This window comes from Caulobacter sp. 10L414 (assembly GCF_056395525.1).
Genome location: NZ_JBFTJR010000001.1, coordinates 34763 through 54814 on the forward strand (window position 1 = coordinate 34763; position 20052 = coordinate 54814).

The window sequence follows — 20052 nt, forward strand, 5'->3', positions numbered from 1 at the left end:
CAATTCAGAGTGGTGCAGAACGTTCGGAGAGGCCAGCGCGAACATCTCGCGTTTGGTTAACTTCCCGACATTGCACGCATGCAGCGAAACGGCCGCTTTCGCGGCCGTGTCCAGTGCTCGATCTGTCGTCGGAAGAGGCTCGGGCCGGCTATTCCGGCGGGCAGCCCTTGAACTCGCCGACCTTGGTCACCGACAGGTGCGCAAGGTTCAGGCCCGCCAGCGGCTTCATCGACTTGGCGCCCTGGCCGCTGAACATGTCGATCTTGTTGCCCTTGATCGCGCCGCCGATGTCGGAGGCGTACCAGTAGCCGTCATGCGTCTCGCCGTTGGGCATCGGCAGGCCGACGGTTTCCTTGATGAAGACGATCGTGCGGCGCGGGATAACCTTGGTGTCGACGGCGAGCGTGCGCATGGCCACCACCTTGCAGCCCAGGCTGTCGAGGGCGCGGATGCCCTTGGCGCCGGCGTGATACAGGGTGGCCTTCATCTTGTACTCGATGGAGCCGGGGATCGAGCCGGTCAGAGCCCCGGCGATCAGTTCGCCAAGCGGATCGGTGGCGCGTTCTGAGTCGGGGCCCGCGGCGGCGGGAAGGGCGGCGAACATGGCCATGAAGGCCAAAATTCCGGCGAGCGTGCGTCGCATCGAGGGGGTCCTCTTATCGGCGTATCTGTCGGTTCGGGCCGTTCCTTAAGCCGATCACGGCTCCGTGACAACCCGCTTAAAGTCGCCCGTATAGGGTGGAATCGGACGAAAACTTCTGGTCAAGCTCGGAACTCGTCCGAAGATTCAATCGTTTAGCGCGCCGTTTGAAAAGTGGGGGAGGGTGACCGAATGACGCTGCGGATCTTCGGCGACGGCAAGTCGGGCAACTGCCTGAAGGTGAAGTGGACCGCCCAGCGCCTGCGCCTGCCCTTCGAATGGATCGAAATCGACATCCTCAAGGGCGAGTCCCGCACCGCCGAATTCCTGGCCATGAACCCGGCCGGCCAGGTGCCGGCGGTGATCCTCGAGGATGGCCGGGCGCTGGCCCAGTCCAACGCCATCATGCTGCATCTGGCCGAGGGCTCGGTGCTGATCCCCAGCGATCCCTATCTGAAGGCCAAGATGTACGAGTGGCTGTTCTGGGAACAGTACAGCCACGAGCCCTATGTCGCCGTCGCCCGCTTCCAGGTCGCCTACATGGGCAAGCCGGTGGAAAGCCTGGACGGCAAGCTGGTCGAGCGCGGCCACGCGGCCCTGGCGCGCCTGGAAAGCGGGCTGTCAGGCAGCGGTTTCCTGGTCGGCGATCGCCTGACCCTGGCGGACATCGCGCTGGTGGCCTACACCCGTGTCGCCCACGAGGGCGGTTTCGATCTGGCGCGCTATCCGGCCGTGAAGGCCTGGGTGGGCCGCGTCGAGACGGCCCTCGGCATCGCATAAGTCTTCGGAGCGCGCATGAAGTCGCCGTCGTCCAGCCTGAAAGTTCTCGTCCTCGCCGCCGCCCTGGCCGCGCCGGCCCAGTCKGCCCTGGCCTGGGGGGCTTCGGGCCACCGAATGATCGGCGTGCTCGGCGCTTCGACCCTGCCCGAAGACGTCCCGGCCTTCGTGCGCAGCCCCTACGGCGTGGCCGCGATCGGCGAGTACGCCCGCGAGCCGGATCGCTGGAAGGGCTCGGGCAAGGTGCACGACCACGACCGCGACGCCGCCCACTTCCTGGATCTCGACGACGAGGGCCGCATGTTCGGCGGGCCCAAGTTCACGGTCGAGACCCTGCCGGCCACCCGCGCCGACTACGCCACGGCCCTGCGCGCCGTCGGTCAGGACGAGTGGAAGGCCGGCTATCTGCCGTACGCCATGATCGACGGCTATCAGCAGCTGGTGAAGGACTTCACCTACTGGCGCATCCTGGTGGCCGCCGAGAAGCAGACTACCGACGCCCAGAAGAAGGCCTGGTACGCCGCCGACCTCAAGCGCCGCGAAGAGCTTCTGCTGCGCGACCTGGGCGTCTGGGCCCACTATATCGGCGACGGCAGCCAGCCGCTGCACATGAGCGTGCACTACAACGGCTGGGGCGATTACCCCAATCCCAACGGCTACACCCAGAGCCGCGGCACCCATGGCGCCTTCGAGGGCCCGCTGGTCAAGGCCGTGGCCAAGGACGACGACGTCAAGGCCAAGATGCCGGCGCTGCGCGACTGCGCCTGCAGCTACGAGACCCGCATGGTCGGCTACCTGACCACGACCTGGAAGCTGACTGAGCCGCTGTACCAGCTGGAAAAGTCGGGCGGCATGGTCGCCGCCGACCCGCGCGCCAAGGCCTTCGTCGACGAGCGTCTGGCGGCCGGCGCCGCCGAGCTGCGCGACATGGTCACCATGGCCTGGAAGGCCAGCGCCGACGGCAAGATCGGCTATCGCCCCGAGATCAGCGTCGCCGACGTCGAGTCCGGCAAGGCCGATCCGTGGAACGACCTGTTCGGCAAGGACTGATCGCTTGATCGCGTTCTACGCCCCTGACGCGTCCCTGGACTACGGGGACCGTCACGCCGCCTTCGGCATCGCCGAGGATGCGCGGGGGCAAATCGCGCTGGTGGAGGTCACCAAGCCCGGCAAGGCGCCTTACTTCGACCTGCCGGGCGGCGCGGTGGATGGCGACGAGACGGAAGGCGAGGCCCTTGTTCGGGAGTTCGGCGAGGAGACGGGCCTTGTCGTCGAGGTCGGGACGCTTGTCGTCGACGTCTCGCAGCCGTTCCTGAAGTCCGACGGCCAGCCGGTGCGCAACTACGGCGGCATTTATGTCGTCACGCTGGCGGGCGAGCGTCCGGAGCTCAAGGTCGAGGATGACCACAGGCTGGTCTGGCTGGATCCGCGCGACGCGGTCGTCGCCCTGCGACACGACGCCCATTCGTGGGCCGTCGCGGCGTGGATGCGCAAGGGGTGAGCGAAATCCCCGCCCTTCGACAGGCTCAGGGTGAGGATTTCTACTGCGAGGCCTGCATTTGGTCCTCTTCCTGAGCTTGTCGAAGGACGAGGGCCAGGTTCGGGCGGCCTAGTTCGCCTTCTTCTTCAGCGCCGCCTTGGCCTCGGCTGGGGCGACCTGCTCGAACAGCATCGAAAGGTGCTGGTCCTTGGCGTGGTCGTTGTGAAGATCCCAGGCCAGCGAGATCGGCAGCCGCAGGCGGCCGCCGTCAGGCAGGCGGGCCACCAGCACACGCCAGCTGAAACCGTCGCCCGGATCGCCCAGGGGCCCGAACTCCAGCGGCGCCGGATCGCGCAGGCGGAAGGCGCGGTCGGCCTTGGCGGCGAACCAGGCCAGGTCGTCCGCGGCGGTCGGGTCGACGGCCTTGGGCAGAAGCTCGCCCTTGAGATTGCGGGCCATGACAGCCTCCGAAGCATGAAAGCGCGGGTCTCTAGCACTATGCGCCTCGACTTCCCATGTCCAAGGCTCGGGTTGGGCGCCTGAAACGCAACGAGGCTCTGGTGAGCAAGGAAAGGCCGATCAAGCGCGTGCGCGCCGACTGGAACGATGTCGTCCTGGTCTGCCGCAAGTGTTCGCGCAAGCTGGACGGCGGTTTCGGCAGGGGCGGCGAGCAGAGCTTCGCCAAGGCCCTGCGCAAGGCTTCCGGCGGCGGCAAGGGCAAGGACCGCAAGGCGCCGCTGGCGGTGATCGAGGTCGACTGCTTCGACGTCTGCCCCAAGGACGCCGTGGTCGCGGTCAACGCCTCGCGCCCCCGAGAATGGGTCGTGGTTCCGCGCGGCGCGTCGATGGAGGCGGCAGTCGCGCGTCTAGGCCTAGCGGCCAACGACGCCGAAGCGGCCTGAAGCCGAGTCTGCTATCAGGCTCGCCATGAGCCGAAAACGCGCCGACATCCTGCTGGTCGAGAAGGGCCTGTTCGACAGCCGCGCCAAGGCGCGCGCTGCCATCGAGGCCGGCCGCGTCACCGCCGACGGCAAGGTGGTCGCCAAGGCCTCCGAGACGGTCGATGAGACCGCCGACATCGTCGCCGAGGCCGCTCACCCCTGGGTGGGGCGCGGAGCGCTGAAACTGGTGCGGGCGCTGGAGCTTTGGCCGGTGTCGGTCGAGGGACGCGTCGCCGTCGACGTCGGCGCCTCCACCGGCGGGTTCACGCAGGTGCTGCTTTCGAAGGGCGCGGCGCGGGTGCTGGCCGTCGACGTCGGGCGCGATCAGCTGCACGCCAGCCTGAAGGCGGACGCGCGCGTCGAGGACCTGTCGCCACTGGACGCCCGCGCCCTGACCGCCGAGCACGCGCCGAACAGCGTCGACCTCGTCGTCACCGACGTCAGCTTCATCTCGCTGGAAAAGGCGTTGCCGCCGGCGTTGGCCCTGGCTCGCCCGGGCGCGGACCTCGTGGCCTTGGTGAAGCCCCAGTTCGAGGCCGGCCGCGAGAACGTCGGCAAGGGCGGGTTGGTGAAGGATCCGGAGGTCATCGCCGCCTGCGTCGAGCGTGTCTCGGCCTTCCTCGAAGCGTCCGGCTGGAGCGTGCGTGAAAGCGACGACAGCCCAATCACGGGCGGCGAGGGCCAGGTCGAAAAGCTGCTCTGGGCGGTGAAGCGGTAGCGGGCTTATCCCTTTCCGCATGATCCCAACCTTCGCGGAGATCTAAGGGGGAGGGGCGGGGCTACCCCGCAGCACCGCCAGCGCTTCGGGATATCGCCGCGAAAGCGGCGCTTCGACCGCGCCCAGCTCAACCGCGTAGTCGCCCGAGCCCTCCGGCCGCAGGCCCGTCACCCTCATCGTGTTGACCAGCCACGAGCGATGAGTGCGCACGAAGCCATGCGGGGCGAGCTCATGCTCCAGCGCCGTCAGCGACGACCGCGTCAACGGGCGCCGTCCATCGGCCAGCAGGAACTCGGCGTAGTTGCCGGCCGAGCGCACGGCCAGGATCTCGCCGACGGGCGTGCGGACCAGGCGTGCGCCGTCGCGGATATCGAACATGGCCGGCGCCGCAGCGGCGGGAGAGGCCGTCGCGGGCGCTTCGGCGACCACGTCGCGCGCCATCCTGGCCAGCAGCCAGAACACCACGAAGCCCAGGACATAGGCGATGACGTCCTTGCGCAGTTCGTAGACGAACTCCGGCCCGATCGGCCCGAAGTCGTAGCCTTCGTCGAGGATCAGGCGATGGGCGATCTTTCGCAGCACGACGAAGCCGGTGACGTGCAGGGCCGAGTAGATCAGCAGCGCGACCGCATGGACGGGCAGGGCGCGGAGCAGGGTGGGTCTCGTCCGGTGGGTCCAGAGGGCGACGGCCGCCGGCAGCAGCATGATGAACACCGTCACCAGCCCGCTGGAGATCTCCCAGATCGCCGGCCGCCAAGGGCCCAGCCGCGGTGCGTCGTGGATGATCGTCAGGATGTTGATGACGGTGATCGCCGCCACGATGGCCAGGCCGCACAGCCAACCGCGCAGCAGCAGGCGTCGTTCGGCGCCGCTCATCCCCCAGCGCGCGCCGTTCGTCCCGCCGCCGGCGGCGGCGTCACCGACAGGGCGCTGTTCGTCCCCTGGTGCTTGGCGGGCGGCGGTCGCGGCGGATTTCTCTCCGGCGACGCCATCGTTCGGAACCAACCCCAATGTCCCCTTCGACCTCACAGGACCTCGCCCGCCGCCACGACCTCGACTGGATCCGCGTGGGCGCGTTCTTCCTGTTGATTCTGTACCATGTGGGCATGTTCTACGTGCCTTGGGAGTGGCACGTGAAGTCGCCCCATCCGATCCCGGCGCTCGAGCCGGTGATGATGCTGACCAGCCCCTGGCGGCTGACTCTGCTGTTTCTCGTCTCCGGCGCGGCCACGCGCTTCATGGCCGACAAGGTCAGTGTCGGGAAACTGGCCAGGGGCCGCATCGCGCGGCTGCTGCCGCCCCTGCTGCTGGCCATGATCGTGATCGTGCCGCCGCAGTCCTACTACCAGGTGGCCGAGTACGTGGCCGCGCACCCGCAGGCGCCGTTCGGCGTCGATCCCTGGCCGGTCTTCTGGGGCAAGTACATGACGTCGTCGGGCCGGTGGTGCGGCGAGGACGGCGACTGCCTGATCACCCCGACCTGGAACCACATGTGGTTCGTGGCCTATCTGCTGGTCTACACGCTCGTTCTGGCGCTGCTGCTGGCGATCATTCCCAGGCTGGGCGACAGGCTGCAGGCGGCCTGCGAGCGCATGTTGGCCGGTCCCTGGCTCCTCGTCCTGCCGATCGCGTTCCTGGCGCTGGCTCGCGCGGTGTTGCTGCCGATCTTCGACGTCACCCACGCCCTGGTCGACGACTGGTACAATCACGCGATTTCGTTCGGGGCCTTCCTGCTGGGGTTTGGCCTGGCCAAGTCCTTGGTGCTGCGAGAGCGGCTGATCGCGTTGCGCTGGCCCGCGCTGACGCTGGCGGTCGTCGCCTACGCCATGTTCGCGACCTATGCCTGGATCTATCGGCAGGGCGAGCCGGCCGAGGCATTGCGCCTGGCAATGCGCGGCGTCTACGCGGTGGACCAGTGGTGCGCGATCGCCGCCATTCTCGGGTTCGGCGCCAGGCATCTGAACCGGGGCGGGCCGGTGCTGCGCTACCTGACCGTGGGCGTCTTCCCGTTCTACATCGCCCATCAGACGGTGACGGTGGTGCTGGCTCACCACTTGGCCAAGGCCGGACTGCCGCAAGGTCTGGAGGCGCTGATCCTGGTCGCGGGAACCTTCGGCGCCTGCTTCGCCACCTACGAGATCGTCAGGCGTGTTCCTGGCGTGCGGGTGCTGTTCGGCCTGCGGGCTCAGCCCGCCGCCGAGGCCAGCCGCCCGCCGGCCTTCGCATAGGCCTGGGTCCCACGGGTCAGCACCTGGTCGGCGCCCACGATCTCGGCGATGTCGATGTCGCCGGCGCCGGCCAGCCGCTCGTAGAGCGCGGAGAAGTCGCGCAGGGTCACTTCCTGCAACGTCTGGATCGACGGGATCACGAAGTAGACCTGCTGGAAATCGTCGATGCGGTAGGGCGTGCGCATCACCCGCTCCAGGTCGAAACCGATGCGGTTGGGGGAGGGGTCTTCCAGGGCGAAGATCGACTCCGTCCGCGACGAGACGATGCCCGCGCCGTAGATCCGCAAGCCCGCCGGCGTGGCCATCAGGCCGAACTCGACGGTGTACCAGTAGAGCCTGGCGAGGTTGGCCAGCCGTCCAAGGCCCAGCGCCCGCTGGCCGCCCTTGCCATAGGCCTGCATRTAGTCGGCGAACACCGGGTCGGTCAGCATCGGCACGTGGCCGAACACGTCGTGGAAGACGTCCGGCTCTTGCAGGTAGTCCAGTTCATGCGGCTTGCGGATGAACTGGCCGGCCGGAAAGCGGCGGTTGGCCAAGTGATCGAAGAACACGTCGTCGGGCACTAGGCCCGGCACGGCCACGACGCTCCAGCCGGTCAGGCGCTGGAGCTCGTCGTTGATCCGGTTGAAGTCGGGAATGCCGGTGCGGTGCAGGTCCAGCGCATCCAGGCCGCGCAGGAACTCGTCGCAGGCGCGGTTCTGCAGGACCTTGGCCTGGCGCTCGTACAGCGTGATCCAGACATCATGCTCGGCCTGACTGTAGCTTTCCCAGCCCTGGTCGATCGTCCAATCGGGCCGCGCCCCTGGGGGCGGCCCACCGCTGAAACCGTCTGCGCTCATGAAACGACGTTACGCCCGCTGTCGGGCAAGTTCCGTTCGATTTTTGCGCGCAACCGGCAGGGCGGCGGTGAGACCTTGCGAGCTAGTGCGAGATCCGGGGGCGAAGCTTGTAGGCCCCGTGGTCGAAGGATTCGAAGATCAGCGCCGCTTGCGGATGGTGCACGGGTTCACCCGTGTCGTCGGCCAGCAGGTTCTGCTCGGAGACATAGGCGACATAGGTGTTGTCGTCGTTCTCGGCCAGCAGGTGATAGAACGGCTGGTCCTTGGACGGCCGGATGTCCTCGGGAATGGACTCCCACCACTCTTCCGTATTGGCGAACACCGGGTCGACGTCGAACACCACGCCCCGGAAAGGGAAGATGCGGTGCTTGACGACCTGGCCGATCGCGAATTTGGCGAGTCTCTCGTTCATGATGAAGATATTACGACGAGTCTCCTGACTGAATCCTGAACGTAAACGGCGTTCATTGTTGGGTCACGCCGCCTTCCGGTGCATCGACACGGTTGCTATGGTCGCACCCGAAGTGAGGCGGTTCGTGACGAATCGCCTGCGAGACAAGGTGAAAGACCATGTCGGAGGCGCCGAGAGCGCCCGGCGGACCCCGTGGCCAGCCAGGCCAGGGCTCGCGCCGGTCTCCGGGCGAGCAGCCGTGCTATGCGGCGCTCGATCTCGGAACCAATAACTGCCGCCTCCTGGTGGCGACGCCTTCGCCGCGCGGTTTCCGCGTCGTCGAGGCCTATTCCCGCATCGTCCGCCTCGGCGAGGGGCTGTCGCAGACCGGCCAGCTGTCGGACGCGGCGATGGAGCGCTCGATGGCCGCGCTCAAGGTCTGCGCCGAGAAGATCCGCCGCCGCAAGGCCGTGCGGGTCAAGGCCGTGGCCACCCAGGCCTGTCGCGGCGCCAGCAACGGCACCGAGTTCGTCCGCCGCGTGGCGGAAGAGACCGGCCTTCGCCTGCAGATCATCACCCCGCGCGAGGAGGCCCAGCTCTCTGTCGCCGGCTGCATGAGCCTGTTCGACCGCGAGGCCGACGCGGCCCTGGTGGTCGACGTCGGCGGCGGCTCGACCGAGCTTTCGTGGGTCGACCTCAAGGGCGGCGGCCTCGACGCCAAGCCGCGCCAGTTCGAGGCCTGGAAGCTGCCGATCCGCGCCTGGCTGTCCATTCCCATCGGCGTCGTCACCCTGGCCGAGCGCTTTCCCGAGGGCGAGCGGGCCGACGACGGCTGGTTCCGGGCCATGGTCGAGGAGGTGAAGTCGAAGATCTCGGCGTTCCCGCATGCCGCGCCGATGCGCAAGACCTTCGACGCCGGTCGCGCTCACATGGTGGGCACCTCGGGCGCCATCACCAGCCTGGCGGGTCTGCACCTTGGCCTTCCGCGCTATGACCGCAACGTAGTCGACGGCCTTTGGATGCAGCGTTCCGACTGCGAAGCCGCCGCCGGGCGCCTGCTGCAACTGACCGCCAAGGAGCGGGCGCTGGAGCCCTGCATCGGGGCCGATCGGGCCGACCTGGTGCTGGCCGGCGCGGCCATTCTGCAGGCGGTTCAGGAGCTTTGGCCGTGTTCTCGCGTGCGAGTCGCCGACCGAGGGCTTAGAGAAGGACTTCTGATGTCTTTGATGTCGGATCGGCAGAAGCGCCCCCGCCGCCGGCGGCGCGGCGGAGCCGGTTCGGCCCGAACGGTGAACGCATGAACGACGAAATCCCCCGCCGCCGGATGGTCAAGCCGCCCACGGGCGGCAACGCCGACGGCCGCGCCAAGCCCGCGCGTCTGAAGACCGCCGACGGCCGCACGCCCAGCCAGCAGGCCTGGCTGGAGCGTCAGATCAACGATCCGTTCTCGGCCAAGGCCCGGGCCCTGGGCTATCGGAGCCGCGCGGCCTTCAAGATCAGCGAGATCGACGAGAAGTTCCGCTTCTTCAAGAAGGGCGCGCGCGTCATCGATCTGGGTTGCGCGCCGGGCGGCTGGCTGCAGATCGCGGTCGAGCGCGGCGTCACCCAGCTCGTGGGCGTTGATCTGCTGCACGTCGATCCGGTCGAGCCGGCCCACATCATCGAGATGGATTTCACCGACCCGGCCTGCCCCCCCAAGCTGATCGAGCTCCTGGGCGGCGCGCCCGATCTGGTGATGTCCGACATGGCCCCCAACACCGTGGGCCACCGCGAGACCGACCACCTGCGCATCGTCGGGCTTATCGAGATCGGCGCGGAGTTCGCCATCGAGACCCTGCGTCCGGGCGGCGCCTTCGTGGCCAAGGCCTTTCAGGGCGGCGAGACCTCCGAGGTCATCGCCCGGCTGAAGAAGCACTTCGAGAAGGTCCAGCACTTCAAGCCCAAGGCCAGCCGCCAGGACAGCTCCGAGGTCTTCCTCGTGGCCACGGGGTTCAAGGGGAGGTAGTCATCCGATGGTCGCTGCGCTGGTTTCTCTGATGATCGCGGCGACCGTATCGACGCCAGACTGCGTCATCACCGAAAACTCGTCGGGCGACAGCCTGCGGTTCGACTCTCATCCGGCCAAGGCCTGGAGCGGCGTTCCGGCCAAGCCCGTCCTCGATACGCCGGACAAGCGGCTGTTTCGCACTGCCCTACGTGAGGGCGCGGCCCAAGGGCCGAACTTCGCGGGCCACATGACGATCGTCCGGTGGGGCTGCGGGACCTCCTGCGTGGCCTGGGCCGCGGTGGACGCGCGGACAGGCCGGGTCACGAAACTGCCTGGCGCGGACTACATGGATACGAACCACGTGGGCGGAAAGCTCGGCGGCGTAACCTTCAAGCGAGGCAGCCGCGTCATCGTGCTGGCTGGCGCGCCGCGAGAGGATCAGGCCCGCGAGGGTGTCTATCGCTATCTCTGGACCGGCGATGGCTTCCGACTGCTGAGCTACGTTCCGCGGGCCAGGAGCTGCGAACCGTTTGACGCGCCCTGAACGAACGCGTGCAAGGGCGAACCTGGCATGGATGTCGGCGCCATTTGATGCTATTTTCGTGCTGCAAGGAGTTCGCGGCATGCGCACGACACTGGCCCTCGACGATGACCTGCTGGACCGGGCTGCCGCACTTACTGGAATCCAGGAAAAGGCGGCGTTGGTGCGTGAGGCCCTGAAGGCTCTCATAGAGCGCGAAAGCGCGCGTCGCCTGGCGCTGCTCGGTGGGAGCGAGCCGGATCTCGAGCTTGTTCCTCGCCGGAGGTCTCAGTCGGCGTGATCCTCGTCGATAGCTCGGTATGGGTAGCGCATCTGCGCTCAGCCGACGCCTTACTGGTGCGGCTGTTGGAAGAGAGCAGGGTGCTCCTCCACCCGTTCGTCGTCGGTGAACTGGCGCTTGGCAATCTCAAGAACCGAACGGCCTTTCTGGAAGCGCTTCGGCAGATGCCGGTGGCGACCCTGGCGACTGATGGCGAGGTGCTTGACTTCGTCGAAAGGCATCGGCTTCACGGGCGCGGAATTGGTCACGTCGACGCGCACCTTCTGGCGGCCGCGCGGTTGACCGCTGGGGCCCGTCTTTGGACGCAGGATCAACGCTTGGGCGGGGTGGCGCGGGATCTGGGACTGGAATTCGATCCCGCTTCCTGAGCCTGCAGATTTCCGACCGCAAGCCGCTCTCCACGCCTCGACAAACGCCCACCTCGCGACTATACGAGCGCCGCAAAATGGAGAATCCTATGGAGATTCGCGAAGGGCTCACCTTCGACGACGTTTTGCTCGAACCTGGTCCGTCCGACGTCATGCCGACGCAAGTGACGACCGAGACCAAGTTCACGCGTGAAATCAGTCTGAACATCCCGCTCGTGTCCGCCGCCATGGACACGGTCACTGAAAGCCGTCTCGCCATCGCCATGGCGCAGGCCGGCGGCCTGGGCATCCTGCACCGCAACCTCTCCAACGAGGAGCAGGCCGACCACGTCCGCGAGGTCAAGCGCTACGAAAGCGGCATGGTCATCAACCCGCTGACCATCCACCCCGACACCACCCTGGCCGAGGTCCGCGAGATCACGGCCCGCCGCAAGATCTCGGGCTTCCCGGTGGTCGAGCGCGACACGGGCAAGCTGGTCGGCATCCTGACCAACCGCGACATGCGCTTCGAGGGCGACGCCAACGTTCCGGCCTCGGCGCTGATGACCCGCGAGAACCTGATCACGGTCGGCGAGGGCGTGGATCACCGCGAGGCCCGCGAGCTTCTGCGCAAGCACAAGATCGAACGCCTGATCGTCGTCGACGAGGCCTATCGCGCTGTCGGCCTGATCACGGTGAAGGACATCGAGAAGGCCCAGGCTCACCCCCTGGCCGCCAAGGACGACAAGGGCCGCCTGCTGGTCGGCGCGGCCTCGACCGTCGGCGACGCCGGTTTCGAGCGCTCCATGGGCCTGGTGGACGCCGGCGTGGACGTCGTCGTCATCGACACCGCCCACGGCCACTCCAGCCAGGTCGCCGCGGCGGTCTCGCGCCTGAAGCGCGAAGCCAACCGCGTCCAGATCGTGGCCGGCAACATCGCCACCTACGACGCCGCGCGGGCTCTGATCGACGCCGGCGCCGACGCGGTGAAGGTGGGCATCGGCCCGGGCTCGATCTGTACCACCCGCATCGTGGCGGGCGTGGGCGTGCCGCAGCTGACCGCGATCATGGAAGCCGTTCGCGCCAGTCGCGAAGCCGGCGTGCCGATCATCGCCGACGGCGGCATCAAGTACTCGGGCGACCTGGCCAAGGCCATCGCCGCGGGCGCCTCGACCGCCATGATGGGCTCGATGTTCGCCGGCACCGAAGAGGCGCCGGGCGAGGTGTTCCTGTACCAGGGCCGCTCTTACAAGAGCTATCGCGGCATGGGTTCGGTGGGCGCCATGGCCCGCGGCTCGGCCGACCGTTACTTCCAGAAGGAAGTGACCGACAGCTTCAAGCTCGTTCCGGAAGGCATCGAGGGCCAGACCCCGTTCAAGGGTCCGATCTCGCCGGTGTTGCACCAGCTGGTCGGCGGTCTGCGCGCGGCCATGGGCTATGTCGGCGCGCCGACCATCCCCGAGCTGCAGGAACGCGCCCGCTTCGTCCGAATCACCGGCGCCGGCCTGCGTGAAAGCCACGTCCACGACGTGATGATCACGCGCGAGGCTCCGAACTATCCGAGCGCGGTCTAGGCCATGCAGATGGCCTTCGAGCTGCGAATGCTGGCGGTCGCGGTCGTCATCGGGCTGGTCCACCTCCTGTGGGCCAGCGCGGCGGCCCAGCCCCAGCGCGGCTTGAAGTGGAATGTCGGCTCGCGGGAGACGCCTGTCGTGCTGACCGGTATGGCCGGACGGCTCGAAAGGGCCTTCGCCAACTTCCGCGAGACGTTCCCGTTCTTCGTCGCCGCCGTGCTGGCCGCCTATCTGGGCGGCCGGCTCGGCGCGCTGACCGCCGCCGGCGTTGCGCTCTATGTCGGCGCCCGGGCGGTCTATGTCTTTCTCTATGCGTTCGGCGTGCCGGTCGTTCGCAGCCTTGTCTGGGTCGCCTCGATGGCGGGCCTGGCCATGGTCCTTCTGGCGTTGGTGATTTAGCTCCATGCGTGACGGAGGACGGGTTTCCGCGGCGATCGAGGTTCTGACCGAGATCGAGACGCGGCATTTCCCTGTGAAGATGGCGCTCAAGCGCTGGGGCGAAGCCGCGCGCTATGCCGGCTCTAAGGATCGGGCCTTCGTCTCGGGCCTTGTGCTCGACGCCCTGCGCCGCAAGCGCTCGCTGGGCTGGATGATGGGCGAGCCCGCCGCGCGCGGCGTGGTGCTGGGCGTCCTGGCCTTCGTCTGGAAGTGGCCGCTCGAGCGTATCGGCGAGGCCGCTTCGGAAGAGCACGGCTTTGGCGCGCTCACCGAGGCCGAGCAGGCTCGCCTGAAGGATCCTGTTTCGCTGGACGACGCCCCCGCGCCCGTGGCCGGCGATTATCCCGACTGGCTGGAGCCGCACCTGGCCCGCGCCCTGGGCGCCGACCAGGCCGTCGAGATGGCCGCGCTGTCCGAGCGTGCGCCGGTCGACCTGCGGATCAATACGCTGAAGACCGACGCCGAACGCGGCGCCAAGGCCCTGGCCCCGATCAACGCCGCGCCGGCGGGGATCCTGCCGACCGCCTTCCGCATTCCCGCGCCCGCCGCCGCCGATCGCACGCCCTCGGTCGAGGCCGTTCCGGCCTTTTCCAAGGGCTGGTTCGAGGTCCAGGACCTGGGCTCGCAGATCGCCGCCGCCGTCGCCGGCGCGGTCAAGGGCAAGCAGGTGCTCGATTTCTGCGCCGGGGGCGGGGGCAAGACGCTCGCCCTGGCCGCCGCCATGGGCAACAGCGGCCAGATCTTCGCCCATGACGCCGACGCGCGCCGCCTGGCCGACACCATCCGTCGCGGCCAGAGGGCAGGGGTGCGCAACCTGCAGATCCGCTCGCCGATCGAGGCCGAGCCGCTGAAGGGCCTGGAAGGCAAGATCGACGTCGTCTTCGTCGACGCGCCCTGCACCGGCGCCGGCACCTGGCGGCGCCATCCCGACGCCAAGTGGCGGCTGTCGCCCGATCAGCTGGCCAAGCGCCAGATCGAGCAGGACAGCGTCATGGAGGACGCCTCCACCTTCGTGAAGGCCGGCGGCCGGATGATCTACGTCACCTGCTCGCTGCTGACCGAGGAGAACGAGGACCGCGTCGCGGCCTTCCTCGAACGCCACCCCGAATTCACCGTCAAGCCGATCGCCCTGGACGGCGTCACCCACGTGACCCCGGAAGGCTATCTGCGCCTGACCCCGCACCGCGCCGGTACGGACGGCTTCTTCGCCGCCGTGCTCGAGCGCTCGACCTACGCGCCGTAACGCCCTGACCGACACGCTGGAGACCTTGCCGATGACCACCGAAACCCACCACCAGCGCGTCCTGATCGTCGATTTCGGCAGCCAGGTGACCCAGCTGATCGCGCGCCGGGTGCGCGAGGCCGGCGTCTATTGCGAGATCCATCCGTTCGACAAGGCTGAAGCGCTGGTCGACGACTACCAGCCCTCGGCGATCATCCTGTCGGGCGGTCCGGCCAGCGTGCTCGAGGCCGACAGCCCGCGCATCGGCCGCAAGCTGTTCGATCTCGGCCTGCCGATGCTGGCCATCTGCTACGGCCAGCAACTGCTGTGCGACGTGCTCGGCGGCAAGGTCGAGGGCGGTCACGCCGGCGAGTTCGGCCGCGCCGAACTGACCATCGGCAAGGCGAGCCCGCTGTTCGAAGGTCTGGCCGGCGTGGGCGAGCTGGAAACCGTCTGGATGAGCCACGGCGACCGCGTCACGGCCATCCCTGAAGGCTTCGAGGTGGTGGGCACCTCGAACGGCGCGCCGTTCGCCGCCATCGCCAACGACGCCAAGAAGATCTACGCGCTGCAGTTCCACCCCGAGGTTTACCACACCGTCAACGGCCCGCAGATCTACAGGAACTTCCTGGCCCTGGCCGGCCTGAAGGGCGACTGGACCATGGCGGCCTTCCGCCAGGAGATGGTCCAGAAGATCCGCGACCAGGTCGGCGACGGCAAGGTGATCTGCGGCCTGTCGGGCGGCGTCGACAGCTCGGTGGCCGCCGTGCTGATCCACGAGGCCATCGGCGACCAACTGACCTGCGTGTTCGTCGACACCGGTCTTCTGCGCAAGAACGAGGCCGACCAGGTCGTGACCCTGTTCCGCGACCACTACAACATCCCGCTGGTCCACGTAGACGCCGGCGACCTGTTCCTGGGCGAGCTGGCGGGCGTCTCCGACCCCGAGACCAAGCGCAAGACCATCGGCAAGCTGTTCATCGACGTCTTCGACAAGGAAGCCGCCAAGATCGACGGCGCGCAGTTCCTGGCCCAGGGCACCCTCTATCCCGACGTCGTCGAGAGCGTTTCGGCCCGCGGCGGCCCGTCGGCCGTGATCAAGAGCCACCACAACGTGGGCGGCCTGCCGGACTACATGAAGCTCAAGCTGGTCGAGCCGCTGCGCGAGCTCTTCAAGGACGAGGTCCGAGCCCTGGGCGTCGAACTGGGCCTGGCGCCGGCCTTCGTCGGTCGCCATCCGTTCCCCGGCCCGGGCCTGGCCATCCGCATCCCGGGAGAGATCACGCCCGAGAAGGTCAAGGTGCTGCAGGACGCCGACGCCATCTATCTCGAAGAGATCCGCAACGCCGGCCTCTACGACAAGATCTGGCAGGCCTTCGCCGTGCTTCTTCCCGTCAAGACGGTTGGGGTCATGGGGGATGCACGCACCTACGAAAACGTCCTGGCCCTGCGCGCGGTTACCTCGACCGACGGCATGACCGCCGACTTCTTCGAGTTCCCCTGGGAGATCCTCGGCAAGACCGCCACCCGGATCATCAACGAGGTCCGCGGCGTCAACCGCGTCGTCTACGACGTGACCAGCAAGCCGCCCGGCACGATCGAGTGGGAATGATTCAGGCCCCTCCGGCGACGTTCGCGACCTATCGCGAATGTCGTCTAAGGTGTTGAAATAATTTGTGATTCTCGCCGCCAAGTATCGGCAACTATCGGTGAGCAGAATTTCAAATGTCGTCTAATTGACGGGCCGGAGCGCACCTTGCTCCTGCGCCGGGTCGGCTGGTACCGTCAGCTCACGTCGGGCCTGACGGTACTTTTTCCAGCAACAAGTTCCTGAAATCGCAAAAGAATTTCGCCACCGTGCCTCCCGAAATCGGGTGACGGTATAGCGGCGGCTTTTGCGCGCTTTCAGGGGTGCGGAGACCGTCCCCAATGCTAACCGACGCTGCTCTCAAGAGCCTGAAACCAAAGAGAAAACCCTATAAGGCGACCGACCGTGACGGTATGTACGTCGTGGTCTCACCAGCAGGGGGCATCACGTTCCGCCTCGACTACCGCCTGAACAATCGGCGTGAGACCCTGACCCTGGGTCGCTACGGGTCTGGCGGCATCAGCCTGCTCAAGGCGCGCGAGCTCGTCATGGAGGCCCGCCGACAGGTGCGGGAAGGGGTGTCTCCCGCCATGGAGAAGCAGCGCGCCAAAGCGAAGATCAAAGCCGCCAAGACGTTCGGCGAGTTTGGTCGCAAATGGCTCGAGGAGGGGAGGATGGCCGAAAGCACGCGCGCCATGCGGCGTAGCGTTTTCGAGCGCGACATCGTCAAGGCGTTCGAGAACCGGCTTCTGACCGAGGTCGAACCGCAGGACGTCCGGGCGCTTTGCCAGAAGGTGAAGGATCGAGGCGCGCCCGCGACGGCCGTGCATATCCGCGATCAGATCAACTTGATCTACGCCTTCGCCAGGCTCCACGGCGAGAAGGTAGAGAACCCCGCCAAGGAGGTTAACCCGTCGTCGATCTGGACGTTCACGCCGCGTGAGCGAGCGTTGTCGCCGCGAGAGATCCGACTGTTTTACACGCTCCTGGAGCAGGTCCCGACCCTGCCGACGATCCGGCTGGGCCTGAAGTTCATCCTTCTGACCATGGTCCGTAAGAGCGAACTCCAAGACGCGGTGTGGAGCGAGATCGACTTCGTCAACGCGGTTTGGCAGATTCCCAAGGAACGGATGAAGTGCGGGAGAGCCCACAACGTCTACCTGTCGACCCAGGCCCTCGACATCCTGATCGCGCTGAAGACCTGCTCGGGTGGGTCACGCTATGTCTTGCCGTCGCGCTACGACGCCAACGAGCCGATGTCGCGCGCGACCTTTAACCGGGTGACAATGTCTATCGCCGAGCGGGCCAAGGCCAACGACCTGGCTCTGCCTCCGTTCACGGTCCACGACCTCCGGCGGACCGGATCGACCCTCCTGAACGAAATCGGTTTCGATGAGGACTGGATCGAGCGCTGCCTGGCTCACGTCGATCGGCGGACCTCACGTCGGGTCTACAATGTCGCCGAGTACGCGACGCAGCGCCGCCATATGCTCCAGGAGTGGGCCGACATGATTGACGCCTGGGTTTCCGGGCAAAAGCACCTGCCGACGCTCAAGCCAACGGTTGAACACGGCATCACGTTGGATCCGGCGGTGTAGGCGGGCGCCGCCCTTCAGGCAGTTTGCAGGGCGCCAGCCAATTGGATGGCCAGCGCCATGCGGATTGGTCAGCCCGCGCCAGGCTATTGGGGAGGTCGGATGTCCGCTTTCGCAGCGGTCGCTATTTTCCGACTACCCCCGTTCTGGTCACCACGGACGGTGTCTATCGCGAGATCATCTCTTGAATCCGAGCGCCCAAGACGTCGACCGCAAAGGGCTTGGTCAGCACCGTCATGCCTGGAACGAGGCGGCCGTTGCCGACCAGGGCGTTCTCGGCATAGCCGGTTATGAAGAGGACCTTCAGGTCGGGACGCCGGGCGCGGGCGGCGTCGGCGAGCTGGCGACCGTTCATGCCGCCCGGCAGGCCAATGTCGGTCACCAGGAGGTCGATGCGCGCGTCCGATTGCAGAACCAGCAGGCCCGCCTTGGCGTCGGCGGCCTCGATCGAGGTGTAGCCCAGTTCGGCCAGGACGTCGGTGACCAGCATGCGCACGGTCGGCTCGTCGTCGACGACGAGCACGCACTCGCCATCCCCCGCGCGCTCGACCGGTCTTGTGATCGGCGCCGTCGGCGCCTCGGCCTCGCCCATGTGGCGGGGCAGATAGATGGACATGGTCGTGCCGATGCCGACCTCGGAATAGATCCGCACCTGGCCATCGGACTGCTTGGCGAAGCCATAGATCATCGACAGACCTAGGCCTGTACCCTGGCCGAGCGGCTTGGTGGTGAAGAACGGATCGAAGGCCTTGGCGATCACGTCCGGGGTCATGCCCGTGCCGGTGTCGGTCACCGACATCGATACATATTGGCCAGGCGGCATATCGTGCGTCTTGGCGGCCGCGTCGTCGATCCAGCGGTTGGCAGTCTCGATGGTGATCCGGCCGCCATCGGGCATGGCGTCGCGAGCGTTGATGCAGAGGTTGAGGAGGGCGTTCTCGAGCTGCGGCGGATCGACCAGGGTCGTCCAGAGCCCTGCGGTTCCGACCGTCTCGATATGAATGGCCGGGCCGACCGTGCGACGGATCAGGTCTTCCATGCCGGCGATCAGCTGGTTGACGTCGGTCAGCTTGGGATCGAGCGTCTGCTGGCGCGAGAAGGCCAGGAGGCGATGGGTCAGGGCCGCCGCGCGGCGGGTCGCGCCCTGAGCCGCGATCATGTAGCGATCGATTTCCGGGATCCGGCCCTGGACGATGCGGCTCTGCATCAGCTCCAGCGATCCGGAAACGCCGGCCAGCAGGTTGTTGAAGTCGTGGGCGAGCCCGCCGGTGAGCTGGCCGACCGCCTCCATCTTCTGCGCCTGGCGCAAGGCCTCTTCGGCGGCCATGAGTTCGCGGACCGCCGCGTCGACCCGCTGTTCGAGCTGGGCGTTGGCCTGCGCCAAGTCTCGTTGGGCGTTCATGCGGTCGGTGACATCGTAGCCGCCGACGAAGATGCCGGTGACCTGGCCGTCGTCGTCGCGCAGGGGCTCGTAGACCAGGTCAATGAACCGGTCTTCGGCGCCCGACTCGCGATCTAGTCGGATCGGCATCTCGCGCGCCGAGAAGGCGGTCCCGGACACATAGACCTCGTCGAGTAGCTCGTAGAAGCCCTGTCCGACCAGATCCGGGAACACTTCCCGCACCGAGTGGCCGATGAAGTCACGCTTGCCGGATATGTCTTCGTAGGCGTCGTTGACCCACTGGAAGCGGTGCTCAGGTCCTTCGAGGATCGCGGCGAAGCCGGGCATCTGCTGTAGCGAGCGGCGCTGCTGGGCGGCGATGCGGACGATCTCTTCCTGGCTTGCGCGCAGGTTGGCGTCGGCCAGGACCTTCTGGGTGGTCTCGTTGGTGAAGATAAAGAGACCGGCCGGACCGCCATTTTCGTCCAGGATCCGCGAATAGGAGAAGGTCCACCAGGTATCGGCCTGGCCGCGGTCGGTGGCGAGCTTCCACGGCAGGTCGTTGAAGCGATTGCTGCGGCCGGCCATGGCGTCTTCGACGATCGGCATCGCCTGGTCGAGCGCGTCGGCCCAGACCTCGTCGAACCGCGCGCCCATGGCCCAGTCGACTCGCGGTCCCAAGAGCGGGGTGTAGGTCTCGTTGAAGAAGAAGTGCAGATCCGGACCCCAGCACAGGATCATCGACTCCGGCGAATTGACCACCAGGCTGAGCGCTGTCTTGAGCCCTTGGGGCCAGTCTGCGGGCACACCGAGCGGATGGTTGCTCCAGTCGCGCGCCAGGATCAGGTCGGTGGCGCGGCCGCCGCCGGCGAGGAAGGGAGCAGGGTTGGGCGTCATCACTCGTACCTGGGGCGCTCCGATCGCGAAGGCTTTCGGGAGATCGGACGCTGATCGAACGCCGTACCGGAGCGCGCACCATCTCGCTCCGCTGTATGGTCAAGCTAGCCTCGTCCAGCGCCGATAGCCACGGTCCTTAGGTTGCCAGAGGCAAACCGGATCATGGCGCGTTGGCCTGCAGAGCAAGG

The 20052-nt window shown here is 67.2% G+C and carries 22 protein-coding genes; 16 read left to right on the forward strand and 6 right to left on the reverse strand.

The features are described 5' to 3' along the window. Positions 1-148: 148 nt before the first annotated feature. Entirely contained in the window at positions 149-643 is a 495-nt protein-coding gene (locus AC1DCG_RS00195) for a 3D domain-containing protein (RefSeq protein WP_165255486.1), read from the reverse strand. A 189-nt stretch (positions 644-832) separates the two neighbouring features. Here AC1DCG_RS00195 and AC1DCG_RS00200 point away from each other — a divergent pair, with 189 nt between their 5' ends. From AC1DCG_RS00200 to AC1DCG_RS00210, 3 genes are read left to right on the forward strand one after another with little or no spacing between them, the layout of a single operon-like run. Further along, the gene (locus tag AC1DCG_RS00200) at positions 833-1420 is read left to right on the forward strand and encodes a glutathione S-transferase family protein (protein WP_477036626.1); all 588 of its coding nucleotides are present in this window, start codon (positions 833-835) and stop codon (positions 1418-1420) included. 15 nt (positions 1421-1435) lie between these two features. Next, complete coding sequence (locus tag AC1DCG_RS00205; protein WP_165255490.1) at positions 1436-2467, forward strand: phospholipase C/P1 nuclease family protein; 1032 nt, start codon at positions 1436-1438, stop codon at positions 2465-2467. A gap of 4 nt (positions 2468-2471) precedes the next feature. After that, positions 2472-2918 (forward strand): NUDIX domain-containing protein, encoded by a 447-nt coding sequence (locus tag AC1DCG_RS00210; protein ID WP_477027965.1) that lies wholly within the window; start codon positions 2472-2474, stop codon positions 2916-2918. Between the two features lie 108 nt (positions 2919-3026). Here AC1DCG_RS00210 and AC1DCG_RS00215 read toward each other — a convergent pair whose 3' ends face one another. Beyond that, positions 3027-3356, reverse strand: a complete 330-nt coding sequence (locus AC1DCG_RS00215; protein WP_477027966.1) for a hypothetical protein — start codon at positions 3354-3356, stop codon at positions 3027-3029. A gap of 101 nt (positions 3357-3457) precedes the next feature. On the opposite strand from AC1DCG_RS00215, the gene AC1DCG_RS00220 reads away from it, so the two are divergent. Next, entirely contained in the window at positions 3458-3799 is a 342-nt protein-coding gene (locus tag AC1DCG_RS00220) for a (2Fe-2S) ferredoxin domain-containing protein (protein WP_477027967.1), read from the forward strand. Between the two features lie 25 nt (positions 3800-3824). Further along, a complete protein-coding gene (locus AC1DCG_RS00225; RefSeq protein WP_477036627.1) occupies positions 3825-4556 on the forward strand; it encodes a TlyA family RNA methyltransferase in 732 nt (243 codons plus the stop codon). Positions 4557-4598: 42 nt separating this feature from the next. Here the strand turns inward: AC1DCG_RS00225 and AC1DCG_RS00230 are convergent, their stop codons facing one another. After that, positions 4599-5432: a LytTR family DNA-binding domain-containing protein gene (locus tag AC1DCG_RS00230; protein ID WP_477027969.1), complete on the reverse strand. Its 834-nt coding sequence runs from the start codon at positions 5430-5432 to the stop codon at positions 4599-4601. Between the two features lie 134 nt (positions 5433-5566). Here AC1DCG_RS00230 and AC1DCG_RS00235 point away from each other — a divergent pair, with 134 nt between their 5' ends. After that, the gene (locus AC1DCG_RS00235; protein ID WP_477027970.1) at positions 5567-6784 is read left to right on the forward strand and encodes an acyltransferase family protein; all 1218 of its coding nucleotides are present in this window, start codon (positions 5567-5569) and stop codon (positions 6782-6784) included. Here the strand turns inward: AC1DCG_RS00235 and phhA are convergent. Together phhA and hspQ are read right to left on the reverse strand one after the other, a co-directional pair. Then, a complete protein-coding gene (gene phhA / locus AC1DCG_RS00240) occupies positions 6742-7623 on the reverse strand; it encodes a phenylalanine 4-monooxygenase (RefSeq protein WP_477027971.1) in 882 nt (293 codons plus the stop codon). The genes AC1DCG_RS00235 and phhA overlap by 43 nt on opposite strands. An 82-nt stretch (positions 7624-7705) precedes the next feature. Continuing rightward, entirely contained in the window at positions 7706-8035 is a 330-nt protein-coding gene (gene hspQ / locus AC1DCG_RS00245; RefSeq protein WP_165255501.1) for a heat shock protein HspQ, read from the reverse strand. 158 nt (positions 8036-8193) lie between these two features. Between hspQ and AC1DCG_RS00250 the strand changes: the two genes are divergently transcribed. The 10 genes from AC1DCG_RS00250 to AC1DCG_RS00295 all read left to right on the forward strand — a co-directional run bounded on the left by AC1DCG_RS00250 (position 8194) and on the right by AC1DCG_RS00295 (position 17589). Next, a complete protein-coding gene (locus AC1DCG_RS00250) occupies positions 8194-9315 on the forward strand; it encodes a Ppx/GppA phosphatase family protein (protein ID WP_165255503.1) in 1122 nt (373 codons plus the stop codon). Then, the gene (locus AC1DCG_RS00255) at positions 9312-10019 is read left to right on the forward strand and encodes an RlmE family RNA methyltransferase (protein ID WP_165255505.1); all 708 of its coding nucleotides are present in this window, start codon (positions 9312-9314) and stop codon (positions 10017-10019) included. Before AC1DCG_RS00250 ends, AC1DCG_RS00255 begins: the two co-directional genes overlap by 4 nt. 7 nt (positions 10020-10026) lie before the next feature. Continuing rightward, positions 10027-10545 carry a hypothetical protein gene (locus AC1DCG_RS00260; protein ID WP_477027972.1) on the forward strand — a complete coding sequence of 173 codons (519 nt, stop codon included), beginning with the start codon at positions 10027-10029 and terminating at the stop codon, positions 10543-10545. Positions 10546-10624: 79 nt separating this feature from the next. After that, the gene (locus AC1DCG_RS00265) at positions 10625-10822 is read left to right on the forward strand and encodes a type II toxin-antitoxin system VapB family antitoxin (protein WP_477027973.1); all 198 of its coding nucleotides are present in this window, start codon (positions 10625-10627) and stop codon (positions 10820-10822) included. Continuing rightward, positions 10819-11190: a type II toxin-antitoxin system VapC family toxin gene (locus AC1DCG_RS00270; protein WP_477027974.1), complete on the forward strand. Its 372-nt coding sequence runs from the start codon at positions 10819-10821 to the stop codon at positions 11188-11190. Before AC1DCG_RS00265 ends, AC1DCG_RS00270 begins: the two co-directional genes overlap by 4 nt. Before the next feature lie 89 nt (positions 11191-11279). Further along, positions 11280-12743 (forward strand): IMP dehydrogenase, encoded by a 1464-nt coding sequence (guaB, locus tag AC1DCG_RS00275; protein ID WP_477036628.1) that lies wholly within the window; start codon positions 11280-11282, stop codon positions 12741-12743. Positions 12744-12746: 3 nt separating this feature from the next. Then, positions 12747-13142, forward strand: coding sequence for an MAPEG family protein (locus AC1DCG_RS00280; protein WP_477027976.1), 396 nt, complete (start codon positions 12747-12749; stop codon positions 13140-13142). A 4-nt stretch (positions 13143-13146) separates the two neighbouring features. After that, positions 13147-14424, forward strand: a complete 1278-nt coding sequence (locus tag AC1DCG_RS00285) for an RsmB/NOP family class I SAM-dependent RNA methyltransferase (RefSeq protein ID WP_477036629.1) — start codon at positions 13147-13149, stop codon at positions 14422-14424. A gap of 31 nt (positions 14425-14455) precedes the next feature. Further along, positions 14456-16015: a glutamine-hydrolyzing GMP synthase gene (gene guaA / locus AC1DCG_RS00290; RefSeq protein ID WP_477027978.1), complete on the forward strand. Its 1560-nt coding sequence runs from the start codon at positions 14456-14458 to the stop codon at positions 16013-16015. Between the two features lie 317 nt (positions 16016-16332). Beyond that, positions 16333-17589, forward strand: a complete 1257-nt coding sequence (locus AC1DCG_RS00295; RefSeq protein ID WP_101715625.1) for a tyrosine-type recombinase/integrase — start codon at positions 16333-16335, stop codon at positions 17587-17589. 163 nt (positions 17590-17752) lie between these two features. Here AC1DCG_RS00295 and AC1DCG_RS00300 read toward each other — a convergent pair whose 3' ends face one another. After that, positions 17753-19864 (reverse strand): PAS domain-containing protein, encoded by a 2112-nt coding sequence (locus AC1DCG_RS00300; protein ID WP_477027980.1) that lies wholly within the window; start codon positions 19862-19864, stop codon positions 17753-17755. Positions 19865-20052 lie beyond the last annotated feature (188 nt).